The following is a 23,926-nucleotide window of genomic DNA, read 5'->3' on the forward strand; positions in this document are numbered from 1 at the left end:
AGATTTTAGATTTTAGATTTTAGATTTTAGATTTTAGATTTTAGATTTTAGATTTTAGATTTTAGATTTTAGATTTTCTAATAAAAAAAGAGCAAATCAAAATTGATTTGCTCTTTTTTTATTAGTCACTTTATCCCTTAGAACCTTAGCATCTCAGTACCTCAGAACCTAAAAAAAATCACGATCCTCTCTGTTTTCTTCCTTTTTTGCTTTCCGCAAAATTTCCAATCTTATAGGCTAGAGAAAACATTACGTAACGTTTTAAAACTGTATTTTCTTCATCTCGAATTGAGGTTGGCGAAATGGTTCTTGTGGCACTTTGGTTTTGATTTAAAACATCATACACCTTTACTTTAGCATATAATTTTTTATCCATAAATCCGTAAGAAAGACTCGTATTCCAAAGGAAAAAATCCTTTTTGAAATCGTCTGAAATATTTGAATTGTACGTATATCCAAAATCATTTCCGAAGATTAAATTAGCGGGCCAATAGGATGTGGTCTGCAAATTAATTCTGTGAATTACGTTTGAAGTCGCATCTCTAGAATAGTTTTCATATCGTGTTTCGTTGTACGATAAACTATAAGATGGCGCAATCGAAAGCACTTCTCCATAATCATAAGAAGCATAAACACTTGGCGTAATTACAACCGATTTTGCATTGTACATAACCGCATTTGTAAATCCTTTATCAAAATTATAATTACCGCTTAAACGCAAGCCGTATCTTAAAGTATGAGCATCTTTTTTAACTTGCTGATTCCAATTTCCTCCAACCGAAGCCGAATACGTTCCCGAAATATTTACATAAGTTGTATTTCTTTTTCCGCTATCATCATAAATAGAAGTTGAAACTATATCATTATTGTAATAATCTCCTTTAAGGAACAGGCTATAGCCAGAACGCGTTCTAAAATCAAAGTTTTTAAAATCGATTCCTGCCGTATTTTTCTCAATCGGATTTAAGTTTGGATTACCAATTACACTATTCAACGGATTATTTAAATCTGCAACTGGCATTAATTGTGTTGCCGACGGAAGCGCATTAGAATAATCGTATTTAAAAGTTAAATTTTTAGAACGATTAAATTTATATCGAAGTTGTGCCGTTCCGTAAGGAAGCATGTATCTTTTATTCAAATCGGTTGCTTGATTTAAATAAAAAGAATGATTATCAAACTCTACAATGGATGTTCTAGAATTGATATTAAGCGTATATTTACTTTTCTGCCAACTAATACCCACTTTTGGTGTAATCGAATTTTGTTTGGATGTGGTATAATTTGTTAGAGACAAGTTTAAATCTGAATAGTCTTGTGAAGCATCATCAAAATTAAATGTCTTTTGATCATTCATCGAACTTTGCCAGTCAAAATCGGTACCAAAACGAACGCGAAGGGAATCTGTAATCGGCTCTGTATATTCTAAATCTAGTGAATAAGCATCGCTTTTTGAAGTATTTTTTGCGTTCTGATTTCTTTCGTCATTTGGTTTATTATCCTGATAGAAAATAGTCTCCGAAATGTTGATTCCGTTCGAATCATTTTTAGTGTTATTATTATTAAAAACCACACTTAAATTTCGCGACTTTTTTTCAAACGTTTTATTGAAATTAATACTGTTGGCAAAACTTGTATTAGAACTTTCTGTGTGAGATGTTGCTGTACTTTCGTTCAACGCATCGCCATTTTCATTTTCAGAGAAAGTCGAAGATTCAGCATTACTTTTTGATTCGGATAAATTCAATTTAGGAGCAATAACAATCTGCATCGTAGGATTGATTTTATATTCTAATTCAAAATTGGCCTTATTTCCTGTATTTTCATTTCTAGTTTTAGAATCGGCTTCTGTTAAGATATTTCCCGTTGGCAAAAAACTAAGTTGGTTGGATTTGCTGTCGTTTTTAGTCACCGCATTTGTAAAGTTATAACTGCTCATAAACTCCAAATCCTTTGTCCAATCGTCAGAATAATTAATCCCAGCCAAAGTCGACTGTGTAATCCCTTTTCCTCCACTGCTCGCACCTTGACTGCCTCCTTTTGCATTTCTTCCTCCTCCCATATTATCAAACACCTCATCCATAGAGAATCCGGTTGAGTTGATATTATTTGAAGATGCTAAAACACTAATTTTTTGTTTGTTCTTGAAGAAATTCATCATCAAACTACTTTCATAGCGTTCGTCTGAACCATATCCTCCAAGTACTTTACCAAAATACCCTTTGTTTTTCTTTTCGTCGATTGTAATATTTATACTCGAATAATCTGAAGTAGATTCTTGTTTAGAAAGTTCTTCTTTTTTGGTTTTAAAATCAGAAACCTGAACTTTTTTAATAATATCTGCCGGAAGATTTTTAATGGCAATAGCTCCATCTTTATCAAAAAATGCTTTTCCGTTGACTAAAACTTGATTGACTTCTCGCCCATTTACGGTAATTTTTCCTGTATTGTCAACATCAAATCCTGGCAACTGTTTCAATAAAGTTTCCACATTTGCATCTGGACGCACTTTGTACGAACCGGCGTTAAATTCTAATGTATCTTTTTTGATGGTAATGGGCGGTGCTTCGCTTTTAATTATTACTTCATTTAATACATTAGCATTTTCAAGTAGGTACAATTTACCAAAGTCTTTACTTTCTGTAAGCGTTTTTTGCTCTTCAAAATAAGTTTGATATCCTGTATAATTTACTTTCAGAAAAACGGGCTTATCATACTTTTTAGTATTGATAATGAAATTTCCGTTTTTATCGGTCGTAGCATATTCAATAATAGTGGAATCTTTTACCGCTGTAAAATAAACGGTGGCGAGTTCTAGCGGAAGTTGCGAGTTAATATCGACTACAGTTCCTTTAATAACAATATTGTTTTGGGCATTTGCCGAATATACAAAGGCTAAAAACAATAGTAATGAATAAATTCTGGTCATAAAATTAGGTTAGTTAGATCGGTAAGACTTAAAAAAAAGCAAAAGGTTTAATTGTGTTTTTTACATTTATCCAAATATAATGCCAATAAAAAAATTGATCTTTTAAGTATCTAGACACCAAACATAAAAAAATCCCCTATTCAGGGGACTCATTTTTTTATTTTTCTCTAATATAAATATCGATCGGAACTCCTGCAAAATCCCATTTTTCTCTAATTTTATTTTCGAGATATCTTTTATATGGTTCTTTAACATATTGCGGCATATTGGCAAAAAATACAAACTGAGGTGTTTGTGTTGGCAACTGCATACAATATTTAATCTTTACATATTTTCCTTTTGTTGCTGGCGGCGGATAAGCTTCAATCACCTTCAACATGTACTCGTTGAATTTTGAAGTTGCAATTCTTTGTTTTCTGTTTTCGAAAACTTGAACTGTTGCTTCCAATGCTTTCAATAAACGCTGTTTCGTTAAAGCAGAAACGAATAAAATTGGCACATCTGTAAAAGGCATCAATTCTTTTTTGATTTTCTCTTCGTAATCGCGAGTAGACATCGTATCTTTTTCTACCAAGTCCCATTTGTTTACCAAGATTACAACCCCTTTACGGTTTTTCTCGGCCAACCAGAAAATACTCTGATCTTGACCTTCAAATCCGCGAGTTGCATCGATAACCAAAATACAAATATCTGCATGCTCAATTGCACGTACAGAACGCATTACAGAATAAAATTCTAAATCTTCTTTTACTTTTGCTTTACGGCGAATACCCGCAGTATCAACCAAGTTAAATTCGAAACCAAAACGGTCAAATTTTGTATCAATTGCATCACGAGTTGTTCCTGCAATATCGGTAACAATATAACGATCTTTACCAATCAAAGCGTTGATAAAACTAGATTTTCCAGCATTCGGACGTCCTACAACTGCAAAACGTGGCAATTCAACTTCTGGTGTTTCTGGTTCAGGTTTTTCTGGGAAAGCATCAATTAAAGCATCCAATAAATCTCCTGTTCCACTTCCAGAAATACTTGCGAATGTATAATATTCACCTAAACCAAGATTGTAAAACTCTACCGCGTCTTTTTCGCGCATAGCATTATCAACCTTATTTACAGCCAATAAAACTGGTTTTGTTACTTTACGAAGTAATTTTGCAACAGTTTCATCCATTGGCGTAATTCCTTCTTCAACATCAACCACAAAAATAATAACATCGGCTTCGTCGATAGCAAGTTCTACCTGCTTACGGATTTCACCTTCAAATACGTCATCGCTTCCGCGAACGTATCCACCTGTATCAATCACAGAAAACTCTTTTCCGTTCCACTCGCTTTTACCATAGTTTCTATCACGGGTAACCCCAGATACTGAATCTACAATAGCTTCTCTTCTTTGTATCAGCCTATTAAAAAGGGTCGATTTCCCTACATTAGGTCTTCCTACTATCGCAACAATGTTATTACTCATTTTATTGATTTTTAGATTTTAGACTTTAGATTTCAGATTCTTAGCTTCCTAAAAACCTAATCACTTGTAATCCAAAATGCCTTATTTAAATTTTTTGCAAAGGTAGTTAAAAAAAGTTGCTGAGACGCTAAGATTCTAAGTACCTAAGATTTTATTATTTTTTGTTTCAAGTTTCAGGTTTCAAGTGCCAAGTTTTATACCTGACGTTTAACTTGAAACCTGAAACTTGAAACAATTATAAACTATTGATTATATCCGAAACGTTTCAGCATATTGGCGTTGCTTCTCCAGTTTTTATTCACTTTTACGACTAGTTCAATGTGAATTTGTTTTCCGAAGAATTTCTCTAAATCGGCGCGAGCATCGGTTCCTACTTTTTTTAAAGCGGCACCTTTATGTCCGATAATAATTCCTTTTTGAGTTTCACGTTCTACCATAATAATCGAACGGATTCTGATGATTTTTTCATCTTCAAAAAATTCTTCTGTTACGATTTCAACCGCGTATGGAATTTCTTTACTGTAGTTCAATAAGATTTTCTCACGAATGGTTTCGTTAACAAAGAAACGTTCTGGTTTGTCTGTTAACTGATCTTTTGGATAATAAGCCGGAGATTCTGGCAATAATTCGATAATTCTTCCGAAAACTTCCGGTACGTTGAAGTTTTGCAAAGCCGAAATTGGGAAAATTTCTGCATTTGGCACTTTTTCTTTCCAGAAAGAAACCTGCTCTTCTAATTGTTCCTGATTTGAATTATCGATTTTATTTAAAAGTAATAAAACGGGAATTTTGGCATGAATGATTTTATTAAAGAAAGCTTCGTCTTTTAGATCTTGCTCGCCTATTTCGACCATATAGATTAAAATGTCTGCATCTTCAAAAGCCGATTTTACGAAGTTCATCATCGATTCCTGCATTTCGTATGCTGGTTTGATGATTCCAGGAGTATCAGACAAAACTAATTGAAAGTCTTCTCCGTTTACGATTCCTAGAATTCTATGACGTGTAGTTTGTGCTTTTGATGTAATGATCGACAATCGTTCTCCAACGAAAGCGTTCATCAATGTTGATTTTCCAACATTTGGATTTCCGATAATATTTACGAAACCTGCTTTATGTGACATTTTTTGCTTTATTTATTTTGCAAAGGTAGTCATATCAACTCAATACAGAAAATAAAACATTTTTTTAAGTTTTCGTTGGATTTCTCAAAAATCGACGTATCTTTGCACCCGAAACATCGCGGGATAGAGCAGTAGGCAGCTCGTCGGGCTCATAACCCGAAGGTCACAGGTTCGAGTCCTGTTCCCGCTACAAGAAAAATTGCAAAGCCTGAGAAATCTATATTTCTCAGGCTTTTTTTATAGTTCGAAAAATCTTGCTTAAATTGCTTAAATTTTTAAACTCCTCAAGCAAATTTGGTTCGAGTCCCGTTAAGTTAAACTTCCAATTACAATTGATTTTTTCGTAAAGCAAAAGTCATAAATAATCAACTTCGTCACAACCTTTTCCGAATTTCAAGCATCTATACTTATGAAGAGCAATTTATTCGTCAAAAACACTTTTTTTATTGTTAATTTGATGAAATCAATTTCTTTATTTTAGAGAGAATAAAGAAATTCTGAAAAATTAAAATAAGAGATAAAAACACAAAGATCTGATTTTAAAATAATTAACATTAAATATCAATTCAATAATTCCAAACTATGAGACAGTTGTTTGCCTTTTTTTTATTCCAATTATTAAGTTTTTGCGCTCAACAAAAAATAAACATGGCATAAAAATTTATCTGGAACATGCAAAAACAGCAAAAAAATTCTTCTCTCTCCAACCTTTTTAGATTTTAACGCATCCATATAATAAAGAGAGCCTAAAAAACCACAATACATACCACAACATGAATAAATATTACTTCTTAGTATTATCAATTATATTGATTTCAAATTTAAGCTGTGCACAAACTCCAGATTCTTTTTCTATAATAGATCCTGTTGTAGATACTACTTTAGTAATAAATCCTAATGCTGGTTTTGAGGCTCCGCTTTATATCAAAAATAAAAACTATATTGTTTTTCAAAAGAATACCAGTGAAAGAAAAATTCTAAAAGATGCAGATGTTGAATCTTTTAGATTTCCAAGATTCAATAAATATGGTCTTTTTGCTTTAGACAAAAATGGCGTTTATTATAATGGAGATTTTATAGCAATTGATACAACAGGTTTTAAAATTATTGCCGAAATCAGGAATACAGATTACCTTGTTCGCCCGGATTTAGTATGGAAAACAAAGTATAAACTTTTTAAAAACAATATCGAAATCAAGGAAGATATTGATGTCGAAAGTTTCATATCGACCGATTTTTCAACACTTTATTTTAAAGACAAAAATCATCTTTATTATAATTTTAAAAAAATAAAAAACGCTGATGTAAATTCAATTTCAGAAACTTTTAACACCGTCATGTATGATAAAAATTATATTTATATTGATGGTGAGATTGGGTTGCATAACGGAGATACTCTTCGGCCTGTAAATCATTATTTAATGAAAACTTCAACCGACGTATTAATATTAGGAGGCAGGTCAGTTGTTCCAAATATTGATGCAAAAACTATTCGACCATTGTCTAAACATTATTCTATAGATAAGAATTTTGTGTATTATGATGGCAAAAAAACGGCACTAACAGCAAAAAATCCAGGAAATATTAAAGTTTGGGATCAGGTAAACAGCCGTTATATTTCTGATGGCAAAATGGTGTATGCGGGCGCAAATTTTCCATTTACTTCAGTTGACGCTAAAACTTTTGGAATGATTCCATCTTCAGATTGGTACTTTGACAAAAATGGAATTTATGGACAAGAATGGAACGAAAAAGAAGGAAAGTCTGAACTTAAAAAATTTCCTTTTGTATACACACGAAAAGTAACATCCAAAAATACTTTTCATGGTTATTATTATTTAATCTATGAAAATCAGGCTTACGATGTTTATAATAAGAAAATGTATAAAAATCTTTCTCCGGCGCAAATCAATGCTGCAAAAAACGCTAAAACAGATATCCTCAATTCAACACAAACTAATCATTATGAATATCAATTATATAAAGCGAATAACAAAATATACATTAATGGTAAAGAAACCACTGCAGATGCTGAAACGTTTGAAAGAATTCTGAATTATTACAAAGACAAAAACAACATTTACGTTTATTATGGCAGTCAAAAACTTATTCCCATAAAAGGTATTGATGCACAAAGCGTTAAGACATTCTACAATTTTCTAGCCGACAAAGATTATATCTATCGGGGCATTAATAAAATAATTAAAAATAAGAATGTCGAAATATTAGCCATTATGACTGGCTACAGACTTGGTTGTGGTTCAGATACAACTCCGGCATCTGATTATTATCTTCTTAAAAATGATGAAGGATATTGGCTAGCTCTAATTTCAAATGTTGTTAAGATTAAATATTTAGGCAATGAACCCATTGAAGGGACAGGAAATATTGGCACTCTATATACTGCTCCGGCAATAATCACGCCCGGAACTATAGACGAAAACAAAATTTATAATACACCAGAACTCGATGTATTGCCCGATTATAATGGTGGAACGGCTGCAAAAGTGAAATTTATAGATAAAAACTTTAAAGCACCAAAAGATGACGGAGAAATACTTCAGGGAAAAGTTTATTTGTCTTTTATAATAGAAAAAGACGGCACAATTACGAATCAAAAAGTATTAAGAGATTATGGTTATGGTTCCGGTCCAGAAGCTTTGAGAGTTTTGAATAAAATGCCAAAATGGATTCCAGGACAGATAAAAGGAAAAACAGTTCGATGTCTTTATTCTACTGTTTTCCTTATTCATAAATAAATTATAATCAGAGATTATTATCCCTTTTTATGCTTGAAAAATCATATTCTGTTTTTCCATTTTTTATAAAAGAAATATTTATGAAAAGAATACTATTCATTATTTTGTTTTGTTGCGCGCCACTTAATTTGTTTTCACAAACAATAACAGGATATACCTTAATTCCTGATGCTAATTTTGAAAAGTGCCTGATAGATATGGGATATGATTCTGGTAAACCTGACGGAAAAGTATTAACGACTGTAATTTCTAAAGTAAAATCACTAAATATTTCAGAAAAAAGCATTTCAGATTTAACTGGAATACAAGATTTTGAAGCATTAGATGATTTAACCTGTTTCGGAAATAAATTAACAAAACTGGACCTCAGCAAAAATACTGTCTTAACCTTTTTATCCTGTAGCAATAACAAACTAAAATCATTGAATGTAACAAAAAACGTTATTCTAACTCACTTGTTGTGTTATGATAATCAATTGAAAGCTTTAGATGTAACGCAAAATGCAAAATTAAATCAGTTAGATTGTTCCAAGAACAAATTAGCAACTTTAGACCTGAGCAAAAACACTGTCTTGCAGTATTTAATGTGTTCCAAAAATCAGTTAACCTCTTTAAACTTGAATAAAAATAGCACTTTAGAGTATTTACAATGCTCTAATAATGAATTGGCTTTTCTGAATCTAAGCCAAAATTCAAATTTAATTACTTTGGAATGCAATAATAATAAATTAACCCACTTGAATTTAACTCAAAATATTAATCTAGGTTCTATACAATGTCAGGAAAATCAATTGACAGCTATAAGTTTTTCAAAAAATAATAGCCTTACTGAAATTAACTGTTCCAATAATCAATTGACTGAATTGGATCTTAATGCTAACAAAACTTTGACTAGTTTGGGATGTCGCGAGAATCAGCTAAAAACATTGGATTTATCAAACAGTCTTTCTTTAAAAGGTTTTGATTGTTCTAAAAATCAATTAACTGATTTGACTATTAAAAATTGTCCTCTTATAAGTTATATGTTTACTGAGGAAAATCCTGATCTAAAATGTATTAGTGCAGATTTTGATGGAACACCTTATCATGTCAATGATGTTTCAGACTTTTCAAAATGCAAAATAATATGCGCAGAAATCGAACCTGGATACACGGTGATTCCAGATCTTAATTTTGAGAAAGCTCTTATTGCACTAAAATATGATTCTGGTGAACCAGACGGAAGAGTCTTTACAGCAAATATTGCCTCGATTACAGATTTGGATGTTTCCAATAGACAAATCCAAGACTTGAAAGGTTTGGAAGATTTTGTCGCTTTAAAAACATTAGATTGCTCTAGAAATAACATTGAAAATCTGGACATTACCGAATATAAAGCTTTAACAAAACTAATTTGTACAAAAAACCTAATAACTTCCTTAATTGTAAACAAAAATAAAAATTTAACTGCGCTTTACTGTCAGGAAAATTATCTTAATACTTTAGATATTTCGGGAAATAAGGTGTTAAAAGAACTAGATTGTGAATCTAATAGTATCGATTTAGATGTTTCGAATAATAAAGCACTGACTTTATTAAATTGTCAGCGCAATCACATGACCTCCTTAGATGTTAGCCAAAATAAAACGTTGATTACTTTGAATTGTGATTACAACAACTTAAAATCTTTGAAATTGTCTAAAAATAAATTGCTAACCAATTTAAATTGTGATGGCAATAAATTAACAACTTTAGAACTTTCAGAAAATAAATTACTGACTACCTTATATTGCAACAATAACTTATTAACTGACTTAAGTATCATTAAAAACACTTCATTAATCGAATTGGGCTGTCATGCGAATCAAATAACAAAACTCGATTTATCTAAAAATTTACATTTAGACTATATTGATTGTCAATCTAACGAAATAGCAGATTTAGATGTTTCTAACAATATTGCTTTGACAATTTTACGGTGTGACAATAATAAATTAACAACTTTGAATTTATCTAAAAATGTAATTTTAGATGAGTTGTTTTGCAGTAATAATCTCTTATCTGTTTTAAACACAAATCTGAACCCAAAATTAGAAAAAATTGCTTGTGCAAATAATCGATTGACAAACCTTGATACTTCTAAAAATAAAGACTTAAAAATATTGTATTGTAATGAGAATAAATTAAAAGCATTGGATATAAGTCTAAACAAAGTACTGAATAATTTTAGCTGTGTATCGAATCAACTAACGACTTTGGATGTCTCTAAAAATACAGTTTTATGGTATTTAAATTGTAGTTCAAATAAATTAACTAATTTGGATCTGAGTAAAAATACTCTTTTAATGCATTTTGAATGTAACTCTAATCTATTGAAAACTTTAGATATCACTAAAAACACAGCTTTAAAAGAATTTCGTTGCCAGCAAAATAAACTTGAAAATTTAGATCTGTCTCACAATCTGCAATTAATGAGAGTTTCATGTGAAGAAAACAAGATCAAAACTTTGGATTTATCCAAAAACACAGCATTGATTGATTTAATTTGTTCTTCGAATGAATTGATTTCTCTTAATCTCAAAAACGGAAATAATAGCACAATATCTTATGTTTCTGCTCTTAAAAATGATAAACTCAAATGCATTCAGGTTGATAAAGTAAATTTCCCTTCTTCCCGATGGTTTAAAGATTCTGGTGTTGATTTTTCTACATCATGTCAATAGAACAGAAATTATACTATTGAATATTCTTATGCTAGGAATTTGACATCATAAAGTAATCAGAATGAATTAAAACCTTTAAAAAACAATTAAAAGTCAAGATCTAAAATAGAAAAATGAGATTTAATATAACCTATACATTAAATTCATAACTTGATGATTGAAATAGATTTATCCTTTTCAAATCCTTATAAAAGCAGTTCGTGAATTGTCCCGTTAGGGCTACTAAAAAAAACTTCTGAGAAATCTGGAGCTTTTTTTATTATGTATGATTCAGGTTATTGAATTAGATATCAATAACAAAGTTTCCTTTTTACTTTGGTTATGACAAAATCTCCATTATCATATACTAAATACTTTATAATATATTCTTCATAACCGTAATCTGTTGAAAAATATACTTTAAAAGAATAATTTACAATATCCAAAATTCGCACATAAAATAATGGTGAATTCTCTGAATTATGTTTCAATGCAAAATTGTCGTTTACATTCTTAATATCATCTAAGATTTTTCTAGAAATCTTTAATATCTTTTCTTCGTTTTCAATAAACCTATCGATAAAATTTATTAAATATGAATTGAAATCATAACCTTCAATAATGTATTTTTTAGAAATTATTTTTTCCTTAAAAGAAAATTGATAATTGAATTTAGGGAAGTCATCACCTGCAGACAATTCGGCCTTAGTTTCCCATATTCTTTCATCTGTAGTTTGTCTAAAAATTAATATTCTATTATTTTTAGTTTTTATTTCCATGAAATAGTTCTTCTAGATTTTGTCTGTTAATAAATATTACACATTGACTAGTTTTCAAATATATGGATATGTAAACAAAAAAAGCAGAAAAAGAATTTACGTTCATGAGAAGGACTCTCGCACCAAGAAGCGAACAGTTTTTATTTCATACGTTTTGCTTCTATCTTTTTTCCATTCTGTAATAAAAACAAATTTGAAATTTCTCCTTTTTCGTTCTTTTCAAACTGAATTTGTGCATCTACTACTTTGTAGAAAAATAACATTTCACTTTCTACAAATATTCGGAACGCATCTTGTCCAGTCAATTGTGAAAATAACTGGTCTTTATCTAATGAAATTTTGATTTCATACTCATTTTCAACGGCATAAGTCCCAACAAACTTTTGAAGTTCTTCAGGAGTAATACTAATTTCTTTTCTGATTTTTTGCACAGGCAATGGTTTATTATATAGAATACTTCTAATTGCTTTAGAAGGAATTGTAACGTTGCTGTGATTTTGAAGAATTATAATTGTTTTATCATTTGTAAGATGCCTATCGATAAAAGTTACATAACCTGGCCATCCCCCATCATGGTTTGCAATTTTTCCAAAATCAGCATTTTCTTCAATTCCCCAACCAAAACCATAATTCCTTTTAGCTCCGTCTTTCAAAGTTGCTAATTCAAAAACTGTTTTCATATCCTCTTTTGTGAGTAATTTATTGGTATATAATGCTCCATCCCAAATCAATAAATCGTTTACAGTTGAATTAACTCCTCCATCTCCAACAACACCATCAAGCCAAATAACAATTTTAGTTTCTTCCAATTCGTCTGGTAAAACATATTTTTTCAAACTATCTGAGTAAACATAACCAAAAGCATAATTGTCAATTTTCTTTGGCGATAATCTACGATTGTACGCAAAGGTATTTTTCATTTTCAACGGTTGGAAAATAGCCTTGTTTAGATAGTCAGCGTATGTCATACCCGATGCTTTCTCAATTATTGAAGCCAATAGTGCATAGCCTGTGTTGCTATATTCCCATTTAGTATTTGGCTCAAATAGTATTTTGGGTTGATGTTTACTAAATATATTAATCAAGTCTTTGTTAGTGGCAATTTTAGATTTGTCAAATAAACTATCCATAAGCTGCATGTAGTCTGGCAGACCTCCGGTATGATTCAATAAGTTTTTTACCGTTACCCCTTTATAAAAAGAAAGTTCGGGTAAGTATTTTGTGATGTCATCGTCCAAATTCAACTTCCCTTTTTCTTTAAGGATCATGATCCCCATAGCTGTAAACTGCTTTGAACAAGATGCCAATTCAAAAATCGAATTTTCGTTCAATTTTTCTTTTGTTGTTTCGTTTGCAAGTCCAAAACTACGGCTATAAATAACTTTCCCTTTTTCTGCAATTAGAACATTTCCATTGATTTTCTCTTTTGAATAAAGAGAATTGAGTAAACTGTCAATTTTTTGAATTCGGTCTTGTCCAAATGTAAGATGTGCAATTAAAAGAAGTCCGATTGTAATTGTTAATTTCATTTTTTATTTCTGGTTAATTAATGTAGGTGAGATGGCTCGCAAAATTGTCACTAAACTTATTTATATGTGTGACAACACACAAAGTCATCCAAATTTGGGTAGTTATGTATGATAAATTTCATACATTATTTATCTTTCAAATATATTTTTTTTTTAACTGCAAATTGTTAAAACGACAGTAAATTTGATTGATGCTTTTTAACACTTATAGGAGTGGCTATGCAAACAAAAAATATAGAAAAAAAATCACCTGCTAAAATATTGTAATAATACAAGATAATCTGGATAGATATTTGAATGCTTCCTGCTACTAATGAAAAAAGCTATTTTTTCTCCCTCTTTATTTAACACAAAAAAACCTTGTAATAAAATTGTTTTTATTTTAGAAATTAAACACTAAATTAGCTATATATCATACTCGCCTTTAAACACTTGCCTATTTCTTCTTAATAAGAAACCAAAACATAATCTTGTTGCGTTTAATGCTTATAGAAAAACAAAACAATGCCGGGTTAATTACATTTATAGACACCGAAATCGAATCGGTTAAAGGTAAAATTCTTGATATAGGTGCAATTAAAGAAGACGGCAATCGCTTTCATAGTGCTTCTTTAGGAGAATTTATTCTGTTCCTAAAAGGAAGCGAATATATTTGTGGGCATAACATTTTAAATCACGATATTAAATACATAGGGAAAACAATTAGTGATGCTGGCATTAAGCCTTTAAACATCATTGACACTCTACATCTGTCCCCTTTATTATTTCCAACAAAACCTTACCATTCATTAGTAAAGGACGATAAACTTCAGACAGAAGAACTAAACAATCCTTTAAACGATTCTATTAAAGCGCAAAATTTGTTCAATAGTGAAGTTGCAGCTTTTTGGCAAATTGACGAAACACTCAAAGAAATATTTTATTCTCTCTTAAACAGCACAAAAGAGTTTGGAGCTTTCTTTCAGTTTATAAATTACATGAAATTTAACGCTGACACAGAAGCACAGATTAGATTAAAGTTTCGTAACGAAATTTGTGAACATTCAGATTTAACCAAAATAATATCTGAATATCCGATTGAATTGGCGTATTGCCTTTCACTTATTCATTCATTTATAATCCATAAAAATGTTCACTCCATTACTCCTCCATGGGTTCTTAAAAACTACCCAGAGGTGGAACGCATTATGTTATTACTACGTGGCAGACCTTGTATAACAGGATGCAGCTATTGCAATAATGCTCTAGACATTCACAAAGGACTAAAAAAATTCTTTGGCTTTGATTCGTACCGCACCTATGGCGGAGAACCACTTCAGGAGAAAGCTGTTAAAGCAGCTATTAATAACAAATCGGTATTGGCTGTTTTTCCAACGGGCGGAGGAAAATCTATTACATTTCAAGTTCCTGCGCTTATGAGTGCCGAAAACACTAAAGGTTTAACCGTTGTAATTTCTCCTCTCCAATCGTTAATGAAAGATCAGGTAGACAATCTTGAAAAAAATGGAATAACTGAGGCGGTTACTATTAACGGATTATTGGATCCGATAGAAAGAGCGAAATCATTTGAAAGAATTGAAAATGGATCTGCTTCAATCTTATATATATCACCTGAATCGTTGCGATCAAAAACTATCGAAAAACTAATTTTAGGCAGGAAAGTAGCGCGTTTTGTAATTGATGAAGCCCACTGTTTTTCGTCATGGGGACAAGATTTCAGAGTCGACTACCTTTACATTGGCGATTTTATAAAATTAATACAGGAATATAAAAATCTTGAAGAAAGCATACCAGTATCCTGCTTTACTGCAACGGCCAAACAGAAGGTAATTGAAGATATCCGGAATTATTTTATCGAAAAACTTTCATTGGATCTTGAAGTATTCACTTCCAAAGCGTCAAGGACTAATCTTCAGTATAGGGTTTTTAAAAAGCAAAATGAAGAAGAAAAATATTTGTCTGTTAGAGATTTAATTGAGAAGAAAAACTGCCCAACAATTATCTATGTATCCCGAACACTCAAAGCCTATAAACTTTCCGAGCAACTAATAAAAGATGGTTTTAATGCAAAACCATACCATGGGAAAATGAATAAAAACGAGAAGACCGAGAACCAAAATACTTTTTTAAATGGCGAAACACAAATCATGGTGGCTACTTCTGCATTTGGCATGGGAGTAGATAAAAAGGATGTTGGCTTAGTTATTCATTATGAAATTTCAGATTCACTTGAGAACTATGTTCAAGAAGCTGGACGAGCAGGTCGAGATGAAAATATTTCGGGCGATTGTTTTGTGTTGTTTAATGAAGAAGACCTTAGTAAGCACTTCATTCTTCTTAATCAGACTAAACTTTCTATAAAAGAAATTCAGCAGGTATGGAAAGCAATAAAAGACATTACAAGGTTCCCATCTAAAATATCTAATTCTGCATTGGAAATTGCCCGTAAAGCAGGTTGGGATGATAATGTTGCAGAAATAGAAACACGTGTAACCACAGCTATAGCAGCCTTAGAAGATGCAGGATATTTAAAACGTGGGCAGAATATGCCAAGGGTCTTCGCTAACGGTATTTTATCTAAAAATGCTGAAGAAGCTATTAGCAAAATAAATAGTTCCAAAAAGTTTGATGAAGAACAAAAAAAGCAAGGCATTCGTATTATAAAAAAACTCTTTTCAAGTAAAAGCAGAAAACAAGCTAATGATGAAAATCCTGAATCAAGAGTAGATTACATTAGTGATCATTTGGGTATCATAAAAGAAGAAGTAATTACTATAATAAACTTGTTTCGTGAGGAAAACATCCTTGCCGATTCTAAGGATCTGACTGCATTTATAAAAAACACTGATAATAAAAACCGTTCTCTTTCTATTGTAGAGCTATATGGTAAAATTGAAAACTTTTTACTGCAAGTTTTCAAAGAAGAAGAAAGTGTTTTTCACTTAAAAGAATTAAACGAAGATGCTGAAAATTATGGATGTCAAGATGTAAACACCAGTAAACTAAAAACGATAATTAATTTTTGGTCTATTAAAAGTTGGATTAAAAGAAAGAACTTAGACCACTCTAAAAATCATATTGCCATATTCTGCCTTCAAAGTAAAGAGCTATTAAAAAATAAGCTCGAAAGGCGTCATGAACTTGCAACATTTATCATTGAATTCTTTTATAATAAAACCATCACAGAAACGATAAAAGGGCAGTTAGATAAAGATGAAATTTTGGTGGAGTTTTCGGTACACGAATTAAAGTTTGCTTATGAAAATAGTGCCAACCTTTTCAAAATAGAAATAAGCATTGATGATATTGAAGATACATTATTCTATCTCTCTCGAATTGAAGCAATAAAAATAGAAGGCGGTTTTCTTGTCATTTATAATGGTTTAGCCATTGAGCGAACTGAACAAGATAATAAAAAACGATATACGAAAGACGATTACCAAAAGCTCAGCCAATTTTACGAAAACAAAGTTCAGCAAATTCATATAGTGGGCGAATATGCCCAAAGAATGATTGAAGATTACAAAAATGCCCTTCAGTTTGTAGAAGACTATTTCCAGCTTAATTACAGTTCTTTCTTAAACAAATATTTTAAAGGTAGTGAGAGACAAAACGAGATTAAGCGAAATGTTACTCCTGCAAAATTCAGACAGTTATTTGGAGAACTTTCGCCAACACAATTAAAAATTATAAAAGACAATGAAACACAACATATAGTTGTTGCTGCTGGTCCTGGCAGCGGAAAAACAAAAGTTTTAGTTCATAAACTGGCTTCGCTATTGTTAATGGAAGATGTGAAACATGAGCAGTTATTGATGTTAACATTTTCAAGAGCAGCTGCTACTGAATTTAAAAAGCGTCTTCTAAAGTTAATTGGTAACGCTGCCAACTTTATTGAAATTAAGACATTTCATTCGTACTGTTTTGATCTTTTAGGCAAGGTTGGCACGTTAGAAAAATCTACGGATATTTTAAAATGTACAGTTGAAAGAATTAAGAATGGGGATGTTGAGGCTAATAAAATCACTAAAACTGTTTTAGTAATCGACGAAGCCCAAGATATGAATGCAGATGAATTTGCCCTTATAAATGTATTATTGGAACAGAATGAGGGAATGAGGGTCATAGCAGTGGGAGACGATGACCAAAATATTTATGAATTTAGAGGTGCGAGTTCTAAATATCTGGAACAGTTTATCTATGACAACAATGCAATAAAACATGAATTAATTGAAAATTATCGTAGTAAAAGTAATTTGATTTCATTTTCGAATCAATTTGTGCAACAGATTCAACACCGCCTAAAAGAAACACCAATTATAGCGAATCAAATTGATAATGGAAAAATCAAAATTATTAATTACCAAAGCAACAATCTAATTACGCCTCTCGTAACGGATGTTGTTAACGCAGACCTTTCTGGAACTACGTGTATAATAACAAAAACTAACGAGGAAGCTATAAAAGTTGCTGGACTTCTTTTAAAAAATGGTGTTGTGGCAAAACTAATACAGTCTAATGATGGTTTTAATTTATATAATCTTGTTGAGGTCAGATTTTTATTGAATAAAATAGATTCTGGCCCTAATATTTACACAATTAGTGATGAAATTTGGGATAATGCCAAAATAGAGCTAAAAAATACTTTCAATAATAGCAATAAATTAGAGATTTGCGAGAATATCATCAAAGATTTTGAAACTACTAATCTTAATAAAAAATATAAATCTGACTTAGAGGTTTTCATTCGTGAATCTAAGTTGGAGGATTTTTATAATGAAAATGGCGAAACAATTTTTGTATCGACCATTCATAAAGCTAAAGGAAAAGAATTTGATAATGTATTCCTTTTACTAGAGAATTTTAACATAACTGCAGATGAAGCCAAGCGACAATTATACGTAGCAATGACTAGGACTAAATGCAATTTAAATATTCACCTAAATGCAAACTATCTCAATCATCTTTCTGCAGAAAACCTTGAACAAATAAACGATTTTGAAATCTATACTTCACCTGATAAAATTGCTATACATGCCACTTTCAAAGATATCTGGTTAGATTACTTTATTAACAGACAGGCCTTAATTTCACAACTAGCCTGTGGAGAAACGCTACATGTTGAAGGTAATGAATGTTTAAACTCAAGTGGTCAATCTGTACTGAAATTCTCAAAGCAGTTCATTGAGAAAATTGAGATAATGAAATCAAAAAACTATGAACTAAAAAGCGCAAACGTGAATTTCATATTATATTGGGTTAAAGAAGAAACTTCGCAGGAAATCAAAATAGTTTTACCAGAGCTTTATTTTGAGAGTATAAGGCATAGTAAAAGTTAGCTATTTGTCCCTGTATTTCTCATAGCAAAACGAAACCTATTTCGTCTTCATATTCTTAAGTGTTTTCATATAAACAAATTGCCTGATTTCACAAAAAGAATTAAGATGCAGATGCGCTAATTTTATAATCATCCAATTATAAACCTATTTTCCATTAAGGATATTACCTAAAACTATTTAATAACTGTTGCCCGTAATTTTATTTGTCTTTTGCGATTCTAAATCCAAATCCATCATTTCGTGTATCTTTTGGAGATTGGTATCTCACTTCCGGCATATGAATTCCATATTCTAATGGTTTCCCATCTGCACTTTGGGTTTCGTAAAACCAACTTACACCTTTCGAGATTTTATATGATCCTTCTCCTTCTGGTGGTCCTTGAGGATTGTGTTTGCTTACTAAGCTATCCTTTTCAGGATTATACCAATCAGAAACCCATTCCCCAACATTCCCAGTCATATCGTAAATTCCTAGTTCATTAGGTTTAAGAAGTCCCACTTTATGAAAAATACTATCTGAGTTTTCTTTTACCCAACCAATCTCAATTGGATTATTACTGCCGCTATATTTGTAGTTTTTAGTTTTCTTTCCACCTTTAGCAGCGTACTCCCACTCTGCTTCTGTTGGTAATCTTCCTCCTGCCCATTTTGCATAATCATTTGCTTCATCCCAAGTGGCAAGCATCGGATTTTCGTCTATCCATTTATAATATACTTTTACTCCATGTGCATTTTCTATAGGTGCGTCTGGCATTTTTCTTCCCGTTTTTTCACAAAACTCCCTAAACTGCTTAACCGTTATTTCATATTTACTTATATAAAAATTATCTAGTTCAACCATTCGGTGCGGACTCGTAAAACCATTTATGGTGTCTCCTTTGGGGCTAATGACCATTTGGTTTTTGCCTTGTTCAAAAGTGCCACCCTCTACGAAAATCCAGTCAGCATTATCCTCTTTACAGGAAGTAAACACCAAAAGTCCAAGAAAGATTATAAGTAATTGTGTTTTCATATGGTTTGCTTAAATTACCGTCACTATATCTGACAACTACGCAAATCTATCCAAATTTGCATAATACTACGAACTTTAAAGAAACAAAATTCCTTGCGACAAAGACAAAATCTCTTAAAAAAATCCTAAACTTTTTTGCCTTTTCCAAATAAAACTTTTCCAATAAACCTTCCTGTAGGCCTAGGCCATAATATCTTATAATTCTTTCATAATTTTAGTTAATCATTTCTTAATCTGCTAAAAAAACAATTTGCATTACTATAAATTCGCCCTGTCATTTAGTATGAAATTAGCTATATTTTAAAAAATAGCGTCATTCGAATTACATCCAAAAACAAAACTTAAAAACAACTAAATACCAAAACGTGATCTATACCACACTTTTAAATATTGCGGTTTTTCAGGGAATCGTTTTAGGCTTTATTATTTTAAAGTCTTCCATTTTCAATAGTAATTCAAATAAATATCTGGCAGGTTTGCTTTTTACACTTTCCATTATTTTACTGAATCATGTTTTTGAGGTTGAAGATGCATTTACTTCATATCCTTTCCTTCGCTTTATTGATCATATCGAATGGACATTTCTAATACCCGCTTTTATATTCCTGTTTATTATAAACCGAATTGATGATTCTGTAAAAAGCAAGCAAAAATCTTATTTGTATTTTATTCCCTTTGCGTACACCGTGATACTTAATATTGCTTGCGATCTGGATCGTATTGCAGGACTTTATACTATTCCTGAATCGGGTTCTGGTTTACTCAAAATACTGGGTCTGATTCATCTTATGTTAGCCATTACATTCATGCCTTTTTTGCTGTGTTACTCTTATTTTATGCTAAGACATTTAAAAGATCCACAAGAGAAAAATTGGATCTTTATCCTATTAACAATTGTTTCTTCATCGCTATTCGCTTTTCTTATTATTGCTTTAGCTAACAAATTTATTCCATTTGACCTTTCTGCAACAATGAGCATTTTGGCTTTTTTTGCCACATTCATAATTCATTGGACTGCTTATATCGGTATTTATAAATACAAACTGGCCAAAGACCATGAAGCAGTTTACAATTTTTTAAACAGAGATTTAGCCATTTCGCCCGCCAATCTTCAAATTATAGAAAATGACACTCGAGAAGAGTATAGCGAATCTATCACGGCAGATAATCTTTACTTTCAAGAACTAGAACTTCTTTGCAAGGAACAGCACATTTATACTGACAGTACATTAAACAGAGAAAAAGTTGCCGAAAAATTAGGTATAAGCCCAGGATATGTTTCTCTAATTGTAAACACAATAACAGAAGATAACTTTGCCAACTACATCAACAAATATCGGGTTGAAGCGGTTAAGGAAATGATTTCAAATTCTGAATATGAAAACTATAATTTGCTTGCAATGGGTCTAGAATCTGGCTTTACTTCCAAAACCACTTTTTACAAAGCTTTTAAAAAAGTTACTGGCCAAACACCAAATGAATATAAAAACAACCTCAAATAAGTACCAATTTATCCACTTTTAAGCTTTTGAAACCTCTGCTAATTTTGCTTTTTTGAATTTTGGCATCAAATAATTCAAAACACTTTTTATGAAAAAAATTTTATTGCTAGCTGTTTTTACAGTTTTAGGATTTGCAAATGTAAATGCCCAAGAAATTAAATTTGGAGCTAAAGCGGGTTTAAACTTTGCAACTATCAGTGAAGATAATACCGAAAATGCTGATTTAGTAACATCGTATAACATTGGTGTTATGTCAGAAATTCCAATTTCTGAAAAATTTTCTTTTCAACCCGAAATAATGTATTCTCGCCAGGGATATAGTTTCAATAATGACATAGTTGCCTTAAATTATTTAAACATTCCTTTAATGGGAAAATATTATGTAACAAAAGGGTTAAGTATTGAAGCTGGACCGCAGATAGGTTTTTTGCTTTCTGCTAAAAATGAAAAGATAGATGTAAAAGATTCGTTTAATACTTTTGATTTTGGCGTTAATTTTGGCTTAGGCTACAAACTAGAAAATGGACTAAATTTTGGCGTAAGATATAATTTGGGTCTAACTAATATTAATAATTTGGAGAACTCGTCTGATAAAAATAAAAACGGAGTATTTCAAGTATCTGTTGGTTACTTCTTTTTTTAAAACACCATAATCTTAAAAAAGACACCGCTTTCGAGTGGTGTCTTTTTTGTTTATTAAAGTCAGAAAAGCAAAAAATGCATTCTAATAATACTTCGTAAATATCTCTGGATTTGTTCTTTACTATCAAATATAATCTCGTAAATAAGTGCCGATTTATCCAATTTCGAGTTTTTGAAACCCTTCCTAATTTTTCTTATATGATTTTTGGAATCAAATAATTCAAATCTCTTTTTATGAAAAAAAACTATTTACTCCTTATCATTTTGTTTGCTTTTTATTCGGTCAATGCCCAAAATGAAATCGATCCTTATCAGAAAAATAATGAAATCAAATTAAATGCAATTGCTCCTCTATGGCAATCTTTTCAGGCCACTTACGAAAGACATTTAAATCATAATTCATCATTAGGACTTTCTTTTTATTATGTGTTTGATAATACAAAAAATGAAAAGGATTTAAATTATGCAATATCTCCATACTACAGAAGATATTTTGGTAAAAAATACGCGTCGGGCTGGTTTGTTGAAGGATTTGGAATGCTGGCTTCAACAGATGGCAAAAAAATATACGCTTCAGAAGATCACTCGATATATACCGAGAATCCCGACGTTATTAATTTTGCTCTCGGTGCTGGCGGAGGCTGGAAATGGGTCAGTAAAAGCGGATTTCTTTTGGAAGCCAATCTTGGCTATGGCGGTATATTAATCAATGCTGATAAAACAGATCATACTATTGTTGCAAAATTTGGCTTGAGTGCTGGATATAGGTTTTAATAAAATATAAACCTACTAAAAGCTTCGGAGAAATCTGGAGCTTTTTTATAAATATACTTTATCTATATAAAACCCGTTATTTCTTTACAATAATTTAATATCATGTTTTCTTAATAACTGATTTTATATTATTAAATGTTTTCTTAAATTTGCAATTCCGTAATGAAACGATTAGTTTTTATTCCAAAATTGTGATTTTCATATCAATACCACAAAAACAACTTTAAAATTTCTTAAAAACAAATTATATTATAATTACAATTCAACACAATGCAAAACAAACACAACCCCAAATTCTTATTTTTTGCCGTTTTAGCCTTATTTTTTTCTGTCAATTTATTTTCTCAAAAAAGTGTTTACGCTGGAATCGAAATTGGACGTAGAGCCATAAAAGTTTCTGTAATTGATGTAAATAACATCAGAAAAGCTGATTACAAAATTCTTTCTTTCTGGACAGAAAGAATTCCGTTTGCTGACCATATTACCGCTAACGGTGAACTTACACAAGAAGATATCACTAGAACTAGTGTTATCGTTACCAACCAATTGCAAAGAATTAAAGCTGAAAACAAAATTCTTGAGGAAAACATTTTTGTTGTAGCGGCTCCTGTTTTTGCTTCTGCACGTAACTTAGATGTTTTAAAAAATAAAATTGCGATTTTAACTGGAAAACAATTAGAAGTATTAGATGTTAACGAAGAAGCAAAAACACTTGTAAAAGGTGCTATACCGCCTGTTGACTTTGCTAATGCTTTCCTTCTAGATATTGGTGCTCAAACTACAAAAGGAGGTTATATTGACGAACTTAAAGACGGTAAATTAGAATTTGTTCCTTTAGAGCTTAGTTTTGGTACAATGACACTTACTGATGCTGTAGAAAAAACAGTGGTAAACAAAAGTCAGGTAAACGACATGTCTACTTACCAAGAGAAATCTTTTGACTATAATGTAATTCTACGTAAAAAGACAAAAGAATTATTTGATGCGAACCCTCCTTTGGCTAAAAAGGATAAATTATACTTATCTGGTGGCGCTGTTTGGGCGTTTTCAACTCTTTTCTATGACGAAAATGTGAATAAAGAGCATTATGTTGCCTTAACTCTTCAAGATGTTATCGATTATGATGCTATCCTTAAAAACAACTTTAACAAGTTTACTAATCTTGCCAAAACAAATAAAGAAGCTGCGAGAGTTTTAAGCACTTACGACCAAAAATACTTGATTTCGGCAAACAACATCCTTGTAACTTGTCTTGAAAGTATTCCAGACTATGCAACAAAGAAAATTTTCTTTGTAAAAGAAGGACAGGTAATCTGGTTAATCTCTTATATTGCAGATCGTTCTAAAAAAATAAATACTAATTTCTAAAAAGTATTTTTTTCAAT

13 protein-coding genes and 1 tRNA gene are annotated in these 23,926 nt (G+C 31.3%); 8 read left to right on the plus strand and 6 right to left on the minus strand.

Annotated elements, in window-relative coordinates; translation table 11 throughout:
- Nucleotides 1-178: 178 nt before the first annotated feature.
- The 3 genes from AC3Y25_RS13285 to era form a co-directional block, all read right to left on the minus strand.
- Nucleotides 179-2,929 (minus strand): outer membrane beta-barrel protein, encoded by a 2,751-nt coding sequence (locus tag AC3Y25_RS13285; RefSeq protein WP_489903070.1) that lies wholly within the window; start codon nt 2,927-2,929, stop codon nt 179-181.
- 157 nt (nt 2,930-3,086) lie between these two features.
- On the minus strand, nt 3,087-4,400 hold the full coding sequence (der, locus tag AC3Y25_RS13290; protein WP_250833916.1) for a ribosome biogenesis GTPase Der: 1,314 nt from the start codon (nt 4,398-4,400) through the stop codon (nt 3,087-3,089).
- 242 nt (nt 4,401-4,642) lie between these two features.
- Nucleotides 4,643-5,524: a GTPase Era gene (gene era, locus AC3Y25_RS13295; protein ID WP_250833917.1), complete on the minus strand. Its 882-nt coding sequence runs from the start codon at nt 5,522-5,524 to the stop codon at nt 4,643-4,645.
- Nucleotides 5,525-5,641: 117 nt separating this feature from the next.
- On the opposite strand from era, the gene AC3Y25_RS13300 reads away from it, so the two are divergent.
- The 3 genes from AC3Y25_RS13300 to AC3Y25_RS13310 all read left to right on the plus strand — a co-directional run bounded on the left by AC3Y25_RS13300 (nt 5,642) and on the right by AC3Y25_RS13310 (nt 10,985).
- Nucleotides 5,642-5,714: transfer RNA gene (locus AC3Y25_RS13300), tRNA-Met, on the plus strand.
- A 583-nt stretch (nt 5,715-6,297) separates the two neighbouring features.
- On the plus strand, nt 6,298-8,283 hold the full coding sequence (locus AC3Y25_RS13305; protein ID WP_489903071.1) for a DKNYY domain-containing protein: 1,986 nt from the start codon (nt 6,298-6,300) through the stop codon (nt 8,281-8,283).
- An 80-nt stretch (nt 8,284-8,363) separates the two neighbouring features.
- The gene (locus tag AC3Y25_RS13310; protein ID WP_489903072.1) at nt 8,364-10,985 is read left to right on the plus strand and encodes a leucine-rich repeat domain-containing protein; all 2,622 of its coding nucleotides are present in this window, start codon (nt 8,364-8,366) and stop codon (nt 10,983-10,985) included.
- Nucleotides 10,986-11,275: 290 nt separating this feature from the next.
- Here AC3Y25_RS13310 and AC3Y25_RS13315 read toward each other — a convergent pair whose 3' ends face one another.
- Together AC3Y25_RS13315 and AC3Y25_RS13320 are read right to left on the minus strand one after the other, a co-directional pair.
- Nucleotides 11,276-11,743 carry a hypothetical protein gene (locus tag AC3Y25_RS13315; RefSeq protein WP_427872385.1) on the minus strand — a complete coding sequence of 156 codons (468 nt, stop codon included), beginning with the start codon at nt 11,741-11,743 and terminating at the stop codon, nt 11,276-11,278.
- A gap of 140 nt (nt 11,744-11,883) precedes the next feature.
- Entirely contained in the window at nt 11,884-13,272 is a 1,389-nt protein-coding gene (locus tag AC3Y25_RS13320; protein WP_489903073.1) for a serine hydrolase, read from the minus strand.
- 482 nt (nt 13,273-13,754) lie between these two features.
- On the opposite strand from AC3Y25_RS13320, the gene AC3Y25_RS13325 reads away from it, so the two are divergent.
- The gene (locus AC3Y25_RS13325; RefSeq protein WP_489903074.1) at nt 13,755-18,611 is read left to right on the plus strand and encodes a RecQ family ATP-dependent DNA helicase; all 4,857 of its coding nucleotides are present in this window, start codon (nt 13,755-13,757) and stop codon (nt 18,609-18,611) included.
- Nucleotides 18,612-18,810: 199 nt separating this feature from the next.
- Here AC3Y25_RS13325 and AC3Y25_RS13330 read toward each other — a convergent pair whose 3' ends face one another.
- Nucleotides 18,811-19,623, minus strand: a complete 813-nt coding sequence (locus AC3Y25_RS13330) for a formylglycine-generating enzyme family protein (RefSeq protein ID WP_379799027.1) — start codon at nt 19,621-19,623, stop codon at nt 18,811-18,813.
- 365 nt (nt 19,624-19,988) lie between these two features.
- On the opposite strand from AC3Y25_RS13330, the gene AC3Y25_RS13335 reads away from it, so the two are divergent.
- The 4 genes from AC3Y25_RS13335 to AC3Y25_RS13350 all read left to right on the plus strand — a co-directional run bounded on the left by AC3Y25_RS13335 (nt 19,989) and on the right by AC3Y25_RS13350 (nt 23,909).
- Nucleotides 19,989-21,125: a helix-turn-helix domain-containing protein gene (locus AC3Y25_RS13335; RefSeq protein ID WP_489903075.1), complete on the plus strand. Its 1,137-nt coding sequence runs from the start codon at nt 19,989-19,991 to the stop codon at nt 21,123-21,125.
- 88 nt (nt 21,126-21,213) lie between these two features.
- A complete protein-coding gene (locus tag AC3Y25_RS13340; RefSeq protein WP_489903076.1) occupies nt 21,214-21,768 on the plus strand; it encodes a porin family protein in 555 nt (184 codons plus the stop codon).
- A gap of 233 nt (nt 21,769-22,001) precedes the next feature.
- On the plus strand, nt 22,002-22,541 hold the full coding sequence (locus tag AC3Y25_RS13345; protein ID WP_489903077.1) for a DUF3575 domain-containing protein: 540 nt from the start codon (nt 22,002-22,004) through the stop codon (nt 22,539-22,541).
- 270 nt (nt 22,542-22,811) lie between these two features.
- Nucleotides 22,812-23,909: an exopolyphosphatase gene (locus AC3Y25_RS13350; RefSeq protein WP_489903078.1), complete on the plus strand. Its 1,098-nt coding sequence runs from the start codon at nt 22,812-22,814 to the stop codon at nt 23,907-23,909.
- The last annotated feature ends 17 nt before the right edge of the window (nt 23,910-23,926 follow it).

The organism is Flavobacterium sp. LK-23 (assembly GCF_058135255.1).